At 53.8% G+C, this 14,178-nt stretch carries 11 protein-coding genes; 6 read left to right on the top strand and 5 right to left on the bottom strand.

Going from position 1 to position 14,178, the window contains the following annotated elements:
• Positions 1-104: 104 nt before the first annotated feature.
• The 5 genes from ACLCGK_RS24440 to aspT form a co-directional block, all read right to left on the bottom strand.
• On the bottom strand, positions 105-701 hold the full coding sequence (locus tag ACLCGK_RS24440; RefSeq protein ID WP_410953122.1) for a hypothetical protein: 597 nt from the start codon (positions 699-701) through the stop codon (positions 105-107).
• Positions 702-909: 208 nt separating this feature from the next.
• On the bottom strand, positions 910-1,917 hold the full coding sequence (locus tag ACLCGK_RS24435; protein ID WP_410953121.1) for an AraC family transcriptional regulator ligand-binding domain-containing protein: 1,008 nt from the start codon (positions 1,915-1,917) through the stop codon (positions 910-912).
• 71 nt (positions 1,918-1,988) lie between these two features.
• Positions 1,989-2,657, bottom strand: a complete 669-nt coding sequence (locus tag ACLCGK_RS24430) for a DUF3313 domain-containing protein (protein ID WP_392519302.1) — start codon at positions 2,655-2,657, stop codon at positions 1,989-1,991.
• Between the two features lie 38 nt (positions 2,658-2,695).
• Positions 2,696-3,931: an OmpP1/FadL family transporter gene (locus tag ACLCGK_RS24425; RefSeq protein ID WP_392519321.1), complete on the bottom strand. Its 1,236-nt coding sequence runs from the start codon at positions 3,929-3,931 to the stop codon at positions 2,696-2,698.
• 419 nt (positions 3,932-4,350) lie between these two features.
• Positions 4,351-6,033: an aspartate-alanine antiporter gene (gene aspT / locus ACLCGK_RS24420; RefSeq protein ID WP_392519322.1), complete on the bottom strand. Its 1,683-nt coding sequence runs from the start codon at positions 6,031-6,033 to the stop codon at positions 4,351-4,353.
• Between the two features lie 192 nt (positions 6,034-6,225).
• On the opposite strand from aspT, the gene ACLCGK_RS24415 reads away from it, so the two are divergent.
• From ACLCGK_RS24415 to ACLCGK_RS24390, 6 genes are read left to right on the top strand one after another with little or no spacing between them, the layout of a single operon-like run.
• Positions 6,226-6,822 (top strand): paraquat-inducible protein A, encoded by a 597-nt coding sequence (locus ACLCGK_RS24415; RefSeq protein WP_060484356.1) that lies wholly within the window; start codon positions 6,226-6,228, stop codon positions 6,820-6,822.
• Positions 6,819-7,463, top strand: a complete 645-nt coding sequence (locus ACLCGK_RS24410; protein WP_060484357.1) for a paraquat-inducible protein A — start codon at positions 6,819-6,821, stop codon at positions 7,461-7,463. The genes ACLCGK_RS24415 and ACLCGK_RS24410 overlap by 4 nt, the downstream gene beginning before the upstream one ends.
• Positions 7,447-9,084: an intermembrane transport protein PqiB gene (locus ACLCGK_RS24405; protein ID WP_060484358.1), complete on the top strand. Its 1,638-nt coding sequence runs from the start codon at positions 7,447-7,449 to the stop codon at positions 9,082-9,084. The genes ACLCGK_RS24410 and ACLCGK_RS24405 overlap by 17 nt, the downstream gene beginning before the upstream one ends.
• Before the next feature lie 30 nt (positions 9,085-9,114).
• Complete coding sequence (locus tag ACLCGK_RS24400; RefSeq protein ID WP_197862810.1) at positions 9,115-9,657, top strand: membrane integrity-associated transporter subunit PqiC; 543 nt, start codon at positions 9,115-9,117, stop codon at positions 9,655-9,657.
• Positions 9,658-9,693: 36 nt separating this feature from the next.
• Positions 9,694-11,520: a diguanylate cyclase domain-containing protein gene (locus tag ACLCGK_RS24395; RefSeq protein WP_410953120.1), complete on the top strand. Its 1,827-nt coding sequence runs from the start codon at positions 9,694-9,696 to the stop codon at positions 11,518-11,520.
• Positions 11,521-11,545: 25 nt separating this feature from the next.
• On the top strand, positions 11,546-12,379 hold the full coding sequence (locus ACLCGK_RS24390) for a hypothetical protein (protein WP_060484360.1): 834 nt from the start codon (positions 11,546-11,548) through the stop codon (positions 12,377-12,379).
• Positions 12,380-14,178 lie beyond the last annotated feature (1,799 nt).

Genomic DNA, 14,178 nt, shown 5'->3' with positions numbered 1-14,178 from the left:
TTGATGCTGCAGGGTGGGCCTGTCCTGTGGCAGCGGACGCCAAGAAGCTGGTGACTGAGCCAACTGCCTTGAGCCTTTTGCGTATTCGTTCGGTAATCCTCCCGTTAGGTAGGCGTCCGCACATACTCGTTCATCAGGTCCAATGTCCCCCGGCCACCTCGTCTCAGGCAGGCTACTAGCGATAGCCAAGGTACATCGGTTAACGTTACTTGATCATGTGGAAGGGCCCGTACTTCTCCAGCAGTAGTGCCGGCCGGCCCTCCATCTGGCAAATAGATCAACAGCCACTTTTCGTGGCTCTCTAGTACCAAACCAAAGCGGAAGCCTTCACCTTCAGCAATGAGTCCCACTTTAGCGCCTTCCATATTTTCAAGACCGGCAAAGCGGGCAGTTGCATCTTTTATTAGTTGATAGCCAGGAAGGTTGCTCAGAATCCGATCTTCAAGAGCACCTAAAATACGTTCAGCTATTGTGGTTTTTGCGAGTAAGCCCGCGACAAAGCAGATTAGGGCCAGCGCAAGCAAAGCAAGGAGGGTTAAAGAAGTTCCTCCTACAAGGGTGTGGCCTGAGAAGAGAGGCATCACTTTTTGGATCAGTGGCCTCAGAATATGAATCGCCTTTTCTACCAGAATGATAACTATCAGCAGGGGGAGGATAAATAACACGCCGCCCGCAATCGTGGTTTTTACGAATTTGTACATACAGCCTCCACAGAGTTCAAAGCTGTGCTTGGGTACGAATAAGTCGGGCTTGCGCTAGTGCCACGCAAAGACTAGGCTTCAAAGGTCATACCTGAAAGCTCCCTTGGATGCTCCTCCTTTATGCGGCCTCTCGTAGGCCGCTTTTTTATGTGTAATACATTCGTCTTGAATGTTGCCCTGCTAGAGCCTACTACTCGATAGTTTACGGTCATTTCTGGAGCATAGTCTTATCACCATGCCGACGTCTGTGCTCCAAGGGTGTCATCTCGAACCAGCGCAAATGAGCACGGCAAAAGGAAGTTGTTCGACGGTAGCCCAATTCGTTTGAAATTTGGCCGACTGAAAGATTAGTTTTCTGAAGCATTTGTTCAGCCTGGCACCGCCGAATCCGGTCTAAGCATTCTTCAAAGTCGATAGCTTCGCTAGCAAGCCGTCGCTGAAGTGTGCGGGGATGTAACTGCAAAGCCAGCGCAACCTGCTCCAGCGTAGAGCGCTGGGAGGGTAATAAGATTTTGATATATTCTTCCACTTGTGCTTTCAGTCCGGTTGCGGGGGACGCACGAAGCTCAAGAAAATAACGCACCATTTCATGTAGTTCGGCATCGCGTTTGACGCTTACCTCATTGAGTACATCAGATGCCATGATGAGGCAATTGTTGCACTGCTCAAAAAAAACCGGGCAGCCAAAATAGGTTGAGTATTTACCTGCATCACCTAGCGGCCGATGTCGAAAACTCAGTGAGAGAGGTTTTAACTTAGTGCCGCGTAATTCGCCAATCAACAACCAGGCAGCTACCACCCATTTCTCGAGGGCATGAGGGCTGAGAGGTTGAGCGGCTTTCGACGGTTCAAATTGCAGTACAGCTTGCCCAGCGCGGTGGTCTAACCGAAAATAGACCAGAGGATCGTAATGACGCATGTATCGAATGATTGCCACCAGTGCGTGTCCGACAGTGGGGGCCGAGGTAGCAAGAAATCGTAAAGGCCCGTCTAACGGTGCGCCTTGCATTGTAGGCAGGCCGCAATTCAAATAGGGCAGCCCCAGCGTCTGTACATCGTATTTAAATATCTGTAGGGGCTTACCATTAAAAGACTCGCTTTCGTCATTTCTGCCAAATATTGCCAAAGGGTTCTGAGATAAAGCGACGTCGTTGGTTTTACTAAGCCTGGCTCTAGCAGTTAATTTAACATTGTCTTCATCGCGAATGCTTTCCATGGTTTCGCGCCTATAAATTATATCGGTTAATTGAAAACGCCCCATCTGTGTTCTAAATGGGGCGCTTGCGATTATTTCTTGAGCGCTTGGAACGAGCTGACCATGTCCTTGGCCCAGCCATCCAGAACTGCCTTCGCATCCTTGGCCTGCATGACTTGTGATGAGTTGTCCAACTCTGCGCCTGCCCCTTTACGTACGACCTCTGCCACCACTTGGTTGGTTTCGCCATCCAAGAAAGCTGCCTCAGTAGCAATGGATGTATCCTGGTCACGGATGCCAGTGGCCGTACTGATGCCAGCGGCTACCAAGGCAATCGGGATAACTTCATAAGGTCGCAGGCTTTTTGTCTTGGCACTTACAGCGGTGATCGCCGGTCGTACCACCAGAACCCCGGGGCCAGGGCTTGTTGCCAAAGGCAGCGCTTGAGAGAAATGGTTCTTGAGTGTCTGATCGTAGTATTGGGTTATTCCCTGCAGCGTCGATTGCGGAATTTTTTCAGTGGGCTGTGGCTTTGGGTAAAACTGGCTGGGCTCCAGGTACACGCTTGTGTAGCGTTTTGCATCTACTCCCGGTTTGATCCAGCGCATAACCGCCGCCCCTGACGGCGATTTATCTTCCTTTAAGGCGCTGTAGTCTTTGAGGAAGCCTGAATATTGATCGGCTTCCACATATTTGCTCGCGCAGCCATGCAGCATTAGCGTGGCGAGGCAAAGACTTGCGGCCAATACCTTGGTTTTCATGCAGGATCTCCTTCCTTACGTTAGCGATGTCAAGTCACTCAGAAACGCCAAGTCGCGCCCCCGCCGATGATGTGTAGAGCGCTGTTGTCGTAACTGCCAGACAATGTGGTATCGGATCGGCTCTTGGTCTGATCAACATCCATGTCGCCCAGCCACACCAGGGTGTAGGCAAGGTGTAAGTCCAGTCCTTCATCTACCGTGTAGTTGACGCCAGTTGCCAACCTCCACGCTTCACCCATCGGATTGTCGACGGTACGATCTTCATCATCCACGGCCGAACTGTCGTACCCCAGGCCGACGCTCCAGCGCCATTGCGGAGTCGCCTGATACAAGGCCCCGACTGAGGCATGCCAGGTATCTTTGTATTTACGGTCAACGGTACGGCTGGTGCCGCCTCCGTTGGCGTCAACATCCACACCTACATCTCCGAAATCGCTCCAATCCTGCCAACCAAGGCTCCCCAACAGCGTCCATTGGTTCCCCAATTCATGAGCAATGCTGGCTGTAAGCGTCTGTGGGACGTTCAAGTCGAGCTCCAAAGAGTCGACATCCAAACGGCGTAATGCAGCATGGAGCAGCGGATTATTAATGTCTTTCAGGTGGGGTTTGTCTTCAAACTCCAGTTTGACCTTGCTGGTGTATGCCAGGCCGACACGGGTTCTTGGGTCCGCTTGATAAAGCACGCCTAGGTTGACGCCGACACCGACATCAGTGTCCTTGTATTCCAACTGTCCGTCCGGTCGATCGGCCAGGCCCAGCAGGTTGTTATTGATGGCCATCTCAGTACGGTAGTAGCCGACCATGATGCGTGGTCCGATGCCGATAGACAGGTCATCTGTAAATTTGTAGGCCCACGTCGGTTGCAACGACACCCCGATAACCGCAGCCTCTTGGGTGAAGTAGCGGCCTGCCCAGTCGTCGTCGTAATCCAGTGCGAGACCAAAATTACCGTACATACCAAACCCGATCGCCGAGCGTTCATCAATTTGGTGACTGACGAAGAGACTGGCCCCTGGCAGGTACTCAAGCGAGTTGCCCCCTTCGTTGCCATCGAACTGGTTGCTACTGTCACGGGAGAATCGCAGGTCTCCGAGAATGACCTGCGCATTTGCACTGATTTGCGTGCCCTTGAGCTGAGTAATTCCCGCTGGGTTACTCATTAGTACGCTGGGATCGTTCGCCAGGGCGGCCGACCCTGCGTTTGCCAGTCCGTTGCCTTCCTGTCCCGCCTCATAAATGAGAATCCCGCCTGCCCAACTGGGGTTGGCATGCATGGCGGCTACGAGAGCGAGTACCGGTACGCAGAGAGGACGCAATTGCACGCCGTGCGCTGAGCCGGCTCGATAAGTTTCCATGGTCGCTGACTCCGAATTGTGAGGCAGGGAGGCTTACCAGGCCTTCGTCCCATTGGACTGGGCGAGGTCTCCATAACTGCCAAGAGCCCTGCCTTCGTCCGCTAACGCCATGCGCTGTACCGTGGCGGTAACTGCCAGCGTAAGATTTCTCACAGCGAAAAAGAGCATGTACCAATGCCTACATTGCTGATCTCCTATCACGACATCGCCATCCATGAATGAGACGCAAAACTACATGGCTGACTCTAGACACTAGGCGACATCAAACGGCTTTCAAGCAAAAACTCTAAAAAAATTCGAAAAGTGCTCCAAAAATCGCAGTTGGTAGCGATTTGATGTCACGCTAGCGATATAATTATCGGTCCGCATACAGCTAGCAAAACGTTGGAAACCGCATAACAGACGGTAAAACCTACCACGGGAGTATTACTGCCTGATTGCTCGATGATCTTGTTCATCGAAGCGGCTTCGGTCTGGGCTCCCGCCAAAGCTCCGAATAAGATCATCGGGTGAAGTCCGAGCACGTAGCGCCCGAAATAGAGCGTCACCAAAGGAGGAATGAGAGTGACTAAGGCGCCTGCTATCACGAGCGCGAGCCCTTGTTCCACGATGGCCGTAAGTGCTGCAGGACCTGCGAGCAGGCCCACAACTGCTCCAAACGCAGTCAGGCCAAATTCGGAGAATGCCCACTGTGCGGCGGGCGGAAGAGCGCCTATTTCTGGGTGTCGCGAGTTGTACCAACCGATCACAAGACCAGTTAGCAGGATGCCGCCTCCAATCCCTAGTTCGACCGGTATCATGCCGATATGGGTCGAAAGCAAGCCGAGCAAAGAGCCAACAACCAAACCCAGAGCGTGGATAGCGATGTCGGTGCGATGGCTTGGTTTCCGTTCACGTCCCAATTGAGCCGCAAGTGCGTCCACGCTAGCGGCGCGCCCTGTCAGGCTGATCAGATCGCCACGACGCAGCACCGTTTCCGGTAAAAGGGGCAATGACAGTCCTTGGCGTGAGATGCCTGTGAGAAAGCATCCCATTCGCTCAGCACCCACCAACGCCATTTTGATTTGATGGATAGTACGCCCAGCCATAAGACGATTAGTTAGCACGATGTCGGCGCTGCGTGTAGGGAAAGAGAGACTTAGCGGGTGATCAACTTCAGGCCCGATCCAGCTAGCGAGGTGACCCACCGAGTCGCGTAGCGCGTAGATACCTAAGATGTCCCCTGGCTGCATAAGCAGTGCCGGACTACGCTCAAAAATTTGCTCTCCCCGAATGACACGTTCAATGCTAAGGGAGGGGTAGCGAGCTTCGAGATCTGCAATCGTATCACCCAACTTTTGAGCGTGATTGAGGCGATGGGCGCGCACCACAATGCGCGTGTAGGGAATGCTGATCGCTTCCTCATGCCTCTCAATACCGAGCTGCCTCTCAAGTTCTTGGGCACTGGCTTTCAGATCCACCCCTAACAGCCGTGGAGCGATGCTTCCGACAAAAACGATCAAACCGACCGTACCGAACACATAGGTAATGGCGTAAGCCACAGCCATGTGACTGTTAAGTTCGTTCTTCGCAGCTGCGTCCAATGGCAATTGGGCGATAGCACTGCTCGCAGTGCCCATGATCGCCGTGTCAGTCAATGCCCCCGCTCCAAGGCCCGCGGTGAAGCCTGCGTCAAAGTCGTAAAGCGCATTCATGGCGAGGATGGTGGCCAATGCGGTGCCGCATAAGATCACTGAGAGCAGGACTAGTTTTAGCGTGCCCCGGTTAAGGCTGCCGAAAAACTCGGGCCCACTCTTGAAACCCACCGCATAGATGAACAAGGCGAAGAACACAGCTTTTAGTTCATGAGGAACTTGCAAGCCGATTTGGCCGATCAGTAGTCCCATCAGCAACGCACCTGCGACGGACCCCAGATGGAAGCTTCCTATCTGCACTCGTCCTAGCAGTATTCCCGACGCAATCGCCAAAAAAACTGCAATCTCAGGATTGGCACGCAAAGCGCCAAGGGCTAGGTCCATCATCACCTTTTCCTCATCCATTCATGATCATTTGATCACTTTTGAGTATTAGCAAAATCCTGCGGCGATACCTCTGGCGATATAGGGGTGTCATCAAATGTGCATCGGTTCTAGCCACGTTCGTGTGCTTTAGTGATGAGGCTGGCGTGCAAAGTGACGCCCATTTGAGCCTTGGACGACAGACGAAATCTCACCATGACTCACCTACATGAACTCATTGTTTGCGAGTACTGCGATGCGGTGTATCACCGTACTCCCTTGCTGCGTCATCAGAGCGCCCGGTGCACCCGTTGCGGGGGAGTGCTGTACCGCCACAATAGCTTGAGTGTGGAGCAGCGCTTGGCTCTGAGCGTAACGGGTGGAGTGTTGTTGATCTTCGCCAACGCTTATCCGGTGATGACCATCAGCATGAAAGGTATTTCTAACTCGGCGACCCTTTGGGACGCTGTGATGGTGCTCAGCTCTGGCAGCATCACGTTCATTGCACTTGTCTTGGCGCTGGCGATCATTTTCGCCCCGATCCTGCAGATTGCCGTGCTGTGCTGGGTTCTTGGTTTCGCTATGCGGGGTCACCGAGCCCCTGGGTTTGCTGGGTGTATGCAGGCGCTAGAGAAATTAAGGCCCTGGAGCATGCTGGAGGTATGCCTGCTCGGTGCCATGGTCGCAGTTATCAAGCTAGCCGGTCTTCTCGATGTGATCCCGGGTATCGGTTTGATCGCACTGGCTGCATTGAGCATGCTGCTGATCTACGTTGCTGGTCGAGACATTCGCGATCTGTGGGGTCAGGTATGAGCGAATCGATTCTGGCTGACGATCTTCATGTCTGTTTATGCCATGGTTGCGGCCAAACTTGTGATCTGCGTGAATCGGCCCATGAGTGTGTTCGATGTGGCGCCCCCTTACACCGTCGCAAAACCAATCCGATTGCGCGTGGCTGGGCATTTCTGTTCGCTGCATTGATCTTTTACATTCCAGCCAACGTGTTGCCAGTCATGCGCACCGAGATGCTTGGGCAAGGTAGTGACAGCACCATTGGCGGTGGTGTGTTGGAGTTCTGGGAAGCAGGAGCCTGGGACATCGCGCTCATCATTTTCATCGCCAGTATTGGCGTGCCGGCCATCAAGTTCTGCTCTTTAGCCCTGTTACTGATCACCGCGCAACGCCGCAGCAGTTGGGCAAGACGCCAGCGCTCCCAATTGTTTCGGTTCGTGGAGCTCATCGGTTACTGGTCAATGCTAGATGTCATGGTGGTGGCCTTGGTAGCAGCACTGGTGCAATTGCACGGCTTGGGGACCATTGAACCGCGTCCAGGCATTCTGTTCTTCGGCATGGTGGTGGTCTTGACCATGTTTTCCGCCATGAGCTTTGACCCCCGTCTTATCTGGGATAGTCCGTCACAACAAGGAGAGCGCAGTGATGGCGCAGGAGACTGAACAACGCAGTGCAGGTCAGGCCCAAGTGCGCACTAGACGTCTCAATTTCTCACTGGTCTGGATTGTGCCCATCCTGGCTCTACTTGTGGGAGCCTCGCTGGTAGTGCGCAACTATCTGGAGAAGGGGCCGGTGATCTCTATTTCCTTCCGCACCGGCGAAGGTCTGGTGGCGCATAAAACTCAGGTACGTTATCGCAGCGTGGTGATAGGCGAGGTATCGTCCGTGGAACTCGCTGATGACCGCAAGAGCGTTGTGGCTAAGGTGGAACTATCTAAAGAGGCCGAGTCGTTCGCCACTCAAGGTGCGAGATATTGGGTGGTCCGCCCGCGTATCGGCGCCGGAGGGGTGTCAGGCGTAGACACCTTGCTGTCTGGAGCCTTCATTGGCGCCGACGCCGGTGAATCCAAAAATCCGGAGAAAACCTTCACTGGCCTGGAATCTCCGCCCCCTGTGACGTATGGAGAAAAGGGGAAGCGCTTTCTTTTGAGCGCTGATGATCTGGGCTCGCTCGATATCGGTTCCTCTATTTACTACCGCCGAATACCTGTCGGAGAGGTTGTTTCGTATGCGCTGAAAGAAGACGGCGAAGGGGTCGACATTGGCGTGTTTGTACAAGCGCCCTACGACGCTTTTGTCACCACGAATACTCGGTTCTGGAATGCAAGCGGCATCGATATGGAGGTGGGAGCCAACGGTTTGAAAGTAGAGACCCAGTCTTTGTCATCCGTGCTCATGGGCGGTTTGGCGTTCGCTGCTCCCGAAAGCTTCAGCCGAGGCGAGCCGGCCGCCGATCAGCAAAGTTTTACGCTCTTTGCAGACCGTGATGCTGCCTTAGCTCCGCCAACAGGCAAGGCGCAATACCTGCGATTACGATTCGATCAGTCTATGCGAGGGCTCTCACCAGGCGCACCGGTGGAATTCAAGGGGGTGGAGTTCGGTAAAGTTACGTCGGTGACTCTGGATTACGATGCGAAAAAGCAGGTCTTTCCAGTCGTGGTCGATGCGGTTATCTATCCGCAACGATTAGGGCCTGTTCACCAGAAGATGCTGCAGGCATTTAATCACACCCCTGAGGATGATGCCGGCGCACGGCGCCTCATTGGTACCTTTGTTGAGCATGGGCTTAGGGCACAGGCTCGCAGTGGAAATCTGATTACCGGGCAGATGTTCATTTCGTTGGATTTCTATCCAGACGCCCCCAAGGTCGAGTTTGACGGCAGTGCACAACCTATCGTCATTCCGACGGTGCCTGGCAGTCTGGAAAAACTGCAAGAGCAGCTGCAGCACGTTGTCGAGCGGCTTGGCAAGCTTCCCTTGGAGAGCATCGCGGGGAATCTGGATGGGACACTCCGCGAAATGCGCAACACCCTGAAACGCGTCGACGGTCAAACGCTACCTGGCGTGACTGCTACCTTGGAGCAGCTACAGAAAACCCTGCGCTCCGCCAATTCAGCGATCGCTGATGATTCTCCGCAGCGTGAGAAACTTGGGGACACATTGCAGGAGCTAGAACGCATGTCCCGTTCGCTACGAGACCTAGCGGACTACCTGGGTCGTCATCCTGAGTCGCTGATCCGCGGCCGACCTAAAGCAGCAGGTGCGGAAAATCTGCAGCGTTGATTGGAACACTCGGCCAAGGAGTTATATATGATGCCCCCTCTATACCGGACCTCGCTGGCTTTGTTACTAACGATGGCTGCTGGTTGCAGCAGTACGCCTAACAACTACCACACCCTTGTACCTGCACAGGCGAGCCGGGTCGCAGGGGAGCGGGTTCAGGTTGAGCGGGTGGCCGTACCCCCTCAAGTTGATCGTCCGCAATTGGTGGTGCGACAAGGCGACAGCGGCCTGGTCATTCTTGAAACGGAATGGTGGGGTGCAAACCTCGTTGATGAGTTTGGCAGTGCGCTACAGGACTTACTGGGTGGGCCGGTTGGAGGGGGGCGCAAGGCAATCTTGCGAGTCGACGTACAGCGTTTTGATTCAGTACCTGACCACTATGCTTTGCTCGATGCGGTATGGCGCCTGAAACGACCAGGGTTGGATGAGCTCACGTGCCGCACGACGGTACAAACGCCAGCGCAGAACACCATCGCAAGCTTGGTTAGCGCTCAACAAGCAAACCTGCGCAAGTTTGCTGACGCGGTTCAGGCGAGCGCTACCAACGGCTCTGCCCGTTGCCCGGCAGGTTGAGGCTCAAAAGATGCATGCCGTCTTGGTGAACCGGCCATGAGCCTGCGCAAGAAACTCCTATGTCTGTTTGCGCCGCCCATGCTGTTGGTAATGTTCTTGATGTGGGGGTGGGGACATAACGTCTTGCTCGGCCGGCTAGACCATGAGGATGAGCAATTGCTCCTGGTCGAAGCTAATCGGTTGAGGGCGATGATGGATGTACTGTTCGAGCGCGACGTTGACCGGCTAACCAATCTCAGCACTTTTATTCAACGAGCTGGCCCGACGCTTCAACTGGGGGCGTCGGGTTTTGATTTCCTGATCCAAACCCGCTCAGACACGTTCACAGTTCTGCATCCCCTGGACGCTGAACGGGTTTCAAAACTCTCGGAAGTCTATCCAGTGAGCATGGATTTTCAAGCGAGCATAGTTGATCGTCTGGGATCATTGCGCCCGGCTTTGAGCGCAACCCCACGTGCGCAACTGATCACTGTGCAAGACGTTCCGATGCTCCTAGTTAGCGTTGGTTCGCCTTCCGGCTACCTGTTCGGAGGAACGCTGCTCGATGCCGAGCGGGTAGAGCAGTTGCAAAGGCAGCTAGGTGGCGCGCTTATCTGGGCTCCGCCCGGTGACTTCGACCCTGTGATGCTCGGTAGTTCCGACAGCAGTCAGATGAGTCTTTCGAGGCGGCACGTGATGAACGCCGCCCATCACAATGTGGATCTGATTTTTCACGACAGCCTTGGAAACGCACAACTAAGCCTGCGGGTGATACGTGATAGGCACCTCTATCAGGAGGGATTAGCTCAGCTGAATCTTTTTATGGCTTTCCTGACCGCAAGCCTGGTGCTGGCCTGGGTAGCAATCCATCTCGGATTGGAACGATTTCTGCTGCGCCGAATTCGAAAAATGCATGCGGAGCTAGCGACGATCGGACCTGGCAATCCGCACTCCCGTTTACAGGAATGCGGAAAGGATGAGTTAGGCGATTTGGGACGCGAGGCAAACCGGACGTTGGACCGTCTGGAACAAAGTGAGGCACGTGATGCCGCGATTCTTGCAGAGATCCAGGAAGGCTATTTTGAGCTAGATGAAGCCGGTTACCTGCAGTCCATGAATCCTGCCTTTTGTTCCCAAGTGGGTTACCCAGCCGAAACCCTATCGGGGATGGCGTTTGCCACCCTGATGGAAAATGAGGAGGTGCTGGACAGTATTCTGCATCCCCAGCAGCGAGGCGAAAGCCCGGCACTGTCGGCTCGATTGCGACGCGCTGACGGTAGCGTAGGCCATTACCAAGCCCGCATTACCCCAATCGTTGATGGGCAGAAGACCCTCCGCGGATACCGTGGCATTCTGCATGACGTCAGCGCGCACGTGGAATATCAAAATCAGCTTTATGCCATGGCGCACAATGATGCCCTAACAGGCCTGGGCAATCGCAAGGCATTCCACCATTACCTAAGAGAGCTTCTGGGAGGGCAACCTCAGCCTTTGACCCTCTTTTTCGTTGACCTGGATCGTTTCAAACAGGTCAACGATACCTTCGGCCATGAAACGGGTGATGAGTTACTCGTGTGTCTCGCACGCCGGTTGGAGAACTCCGTACGAAAGCCGGATCGTGCGTTTCGACTGGGGGGGGATGAGTTCACTCTGCTAGTGCTGGGCGATAACGTCGAGGCTGCTGAACGATTGGCTGCGCGACTGCTCGGTGTTTTGAGTAAACCAGTCCGCATTGGCGAACTGGTCATCGATTTCGTGACACCTAGCATCGGTATTGCAAACTCGCCTCGCCACTCAACGGATCCCGCCGAACTGATCAAAACAGCCGATGCGGCGATGTATGAAGCCAAGCGACACCGTAATCAATATCATCTAGCCCAGTGAGCGCGCAGCGGCGCGCAGATCGCTCATGGAGAGTCTGAAAATGCGGAATCACCAAACGCTCATTGGGTTGTCGCTGCTCGGACTTGTCCCGTTCATCCCTTTCAGTGCAGAGGCAGATGACAATTCTGAACTAGCTAAGAAAGCCCAGAATCCCATCGCGGCCATGTATAGCCTACCCATTCAGTACAACTGGGATCAAAAAATCGGGCCCTCCGGGGACGGAATGCATAGCGTCACCAATATCCAGCCCGTGCTTCCTTTTTCATTGAATTCGGAGTGGAACCTCATTTCCCGAACGATCCTGCCAGTGATTGATCAGCACGGTTTAGTGAGGGGCGGCGGGGCTGACAAATCCGGGATAGGAGATGTTACGCAAAGCTTTTTCTTCTCACCGAAAAAGCCAACGTCAAATGGTTGGATCTGGGGCGCCGGCCCAGCGCTGCTATTTCCGACTGGCAGTGATGATTTGCTCAGCGCAGAACAATGGGCTGCGGGTCCTACAGCCGTGGCACTGAAACAATCCAACGGATGGACCCACGGGATGCTGGCTAATCATTTGTGGGGATTGGAGACCGCGCCGGCAGATAACAAAGAAAGAATCAACCATACCTTCCTTCAGCCATTCTTTTCCTATACCAACAGCACATTCACGACATTCGGTATCAACAGCGAGTCGACGTACAATTGGAAGAGCCATGAATGGTCCATTCCAATCAACTTCACAGTCACCCAACTCTTGAAGGTTGGCAACCAGCCCATGACGATCCAAGTCGGACCGCGTTACTGGGTCGAAAGTGCAACCGATGGACCGGAAGGATGGGGAGGGCGGGCTGCTATTACTCTACTGTTTCCTCGCTAGACACAGGTCTGTAAGCATCACAAGTCTGTAGGGGATTCTGTTAACAGGCGTCTGGCTAAGAGTTTTCCTCAACTGGCGCTTCGGACGGGTATGTTGTTGCCTCTGGGTGCCTTACCCGCGGCCGACGACAGAGTTATGCAATTAGGCGTTCGATGCTTAATCGTGCCTTCCTCAGTAAAAAATGGATTAAACCTACGGGAATGGGGTTCGCTTATGAAGTGTTTGGTTTGCGCTGGAATTGCATCTGGACCTACATGCGAAGGCCCTTGGGAGGAGCGGGACTGTCCTGCCTGCGGACGCTACCGTGTAGCCGACGCTCTCATCCTGACATTGATGGAGCAGGGGCAAATATTCGATGTTGAAATGACTCGCAAGTGGCTTGCACAGCAGCGGCGTGATCATCCCGTGCCTTGTATTGAGCCTCACAACGTCTGGCTCGCAGAATAAGCCACTGCAAATTCACCCTGGCCACTCCAAAGAGAGAGCAAGCTTCTTAGCAGTGCCCAGCATCAGGCTCAAGCCTTCAGGTTGCAAATTTAACAAATCATTCCTTCCTCCACATAGCGCTGCATGCCTGTATCCATTCCGTGGCTGCCTCGTGTGATGCAAGGCGTACGTCTCGAACTGTTATCAGTTTCACCACAACCTCTCTGCGCGATCGTCCTCGCGCCGTCCAACCATTAGCACAGGGTCAAATTTCTCAGGGGGCACACTTGTACTCCTGATCGACCGCCGCGGACATAATTGGCATGAAGCCGGCTCGCAATCACTGCTGAGTGACGATGACCGCGCGCTTCTACGCCAGCAGCTACGCGCGCCGTGGTACGACGATTCCTTTGTTGAGACAGTACCCGCCGCAGCAGACTTTTACACAGCTCAATTTAGTTGATGTGTATTTTTTATACGTTCAACGTACTATATTATTAGATTTAAACAAATAAGATCGGATAAGATTTAAATATAGCAGCTAATCGGGATCTAGAGAGATTACTTCATTCGACTTGTCAGGCTTTGTCCCGGTCTCCATCCGCTCGATTTTTTTCCCTAGCATCACCCCGTCCCGCTGGGCGGCGCTGTCCGACGACGCTGAAGAAGCCTACAAGACTGACGCCATGGTCAAGAAACTGATTCCGGAAACACTCACCCGAACCGCCCCGGAAATCGATAGTTCAGGATCATTGCTAACCCCCTTTTTGGCGTTAAACAGCTCTTCGCCCTTCCAGCAGTCCATGAAGGCCGCTGTCTAGGGACGGAAAAGAGTCTCTCCACCGATTACGAGCTCAGCTGTAAACCACTTTTTTTCACTGTAAACCACTGTGTTTTACAGTGAAAAAAAGTGGTTTACATGGGGTCGAAAAATACAGCCTATCAGGCGCTGTAAACCAGGAAGGGGAAGGCCTCCATTCATGTCGATATGCTGAATCCTATACTGCTAGGCGGTCCCAAATTGAGGCCTCGCGCTTTCACTCTCTGATCACCCGAGCTGGGATAATGCTCTACTCAAGCTTGTGCAACTGAGCCCGGTTGAGCCTAGCCACGCAGCCTTTGGACGATGCAGCTGACGCCAAGCATCAAGCAAAAAGGCACCCAAAGGTGCCTTCTCGGTAGGTTTGAGGAGTAGTCGCAGCGATCCTTTAGCTCCCAGCCTTGCGACCTTGGGTTCAGAATCCGACCGGCTATGCCCGTCGTCACTACTTCAGAGAAACCAGCTTTCTCAGCTGCCAAAATTCCGGGGGGGCTCTTGCTGGTACCCAGTCCCGACAAATGCGCAATTGCAGCCCTCAATTACAAGGCTATAG

This window comes from Pseudomonas sp. S1(2024) (genome assembly GCF_046557535.1).
This window is presented reverse-complemented; position numbering and strand designations above follow the sequence as displayed.

Coding starts and splice junctions, on each gene's coding strand:
- ACLCGK_RS24440 (WP_410953122.1), bottom strand. CDS start 701: ATGTACAAATTCGTAAAAACCACGATTGCGGGCGGCGTGTTATTTATC.
- ACLCGK_RS24435 (WP_410953121.1), bottom strand. CDS start 1,917: ATGGAAAGCATTCGCGATGAAGACAATGTTAAATTAACTGCTAGAGCC.
- ACLCGK_RS24430 (WP_392519302.1), bottom strand. CDS start 2,657: ATGAAAACCAAGGTATTGGCCGCAAGTCTTTGCCTCGCCACGCTAATG.
- ACLCGK_RS24425 (WP_392519321.1), bottom strand. CDS start 3,931: ATGCATGCCAACCCCAGTTGGGCAGGCGGGATTCTCATTTATGAGGCG.
- aspT (WP_392519322.1), bottom strand. CDS start 6,033: ATGATGGACCTAGCCCTTGGCGCTTTGCGTGCCAATCCTGAGATTGCA.
- ACLCGK_RS24415 (WP_060484356.1), top strand. CDS start 6,226: ATGACTCACCTACATGAACTCATTGTTTGCGAGTACTGCGATGCGGTG.
- ACLCGK_RS24410 (WP_060484357.1), top strand. CDS start 6,819: ATGAGCGAATCGATTCTGGCTGACGATCTTCATGTCTGTTTATGCCAT.
- ACLCGK_RS24405 (WP_060484358.1), top strand. CDS start 7,447: ATGGCGCAGGAGACTGAACAACGCAGTGCAGGTCAGGCCCAAGTGCGC.
- ACLCGK_RS24400 (WP_197862810.1), top strand. CDS start 9,115: ATGCCCCCTCTATACCGGACCTCGCTGGCTTTGTTACTAACGATGGCT.
- ACLCGK_RS24395 (WP_410953120.1), top strand. CDS start 9,694: ATGAGCCTGCGCAAGAAACTCCTATGTCTGTTTGCGCCGCCCATGCTG.
- ACLCGK_RS24390 (WP_060484360.1), top strand. CDS start 11,546: ATGGAGAGTCTGAAAATGCGGAATCACCAAACGCTCATTGGGTTGTCG.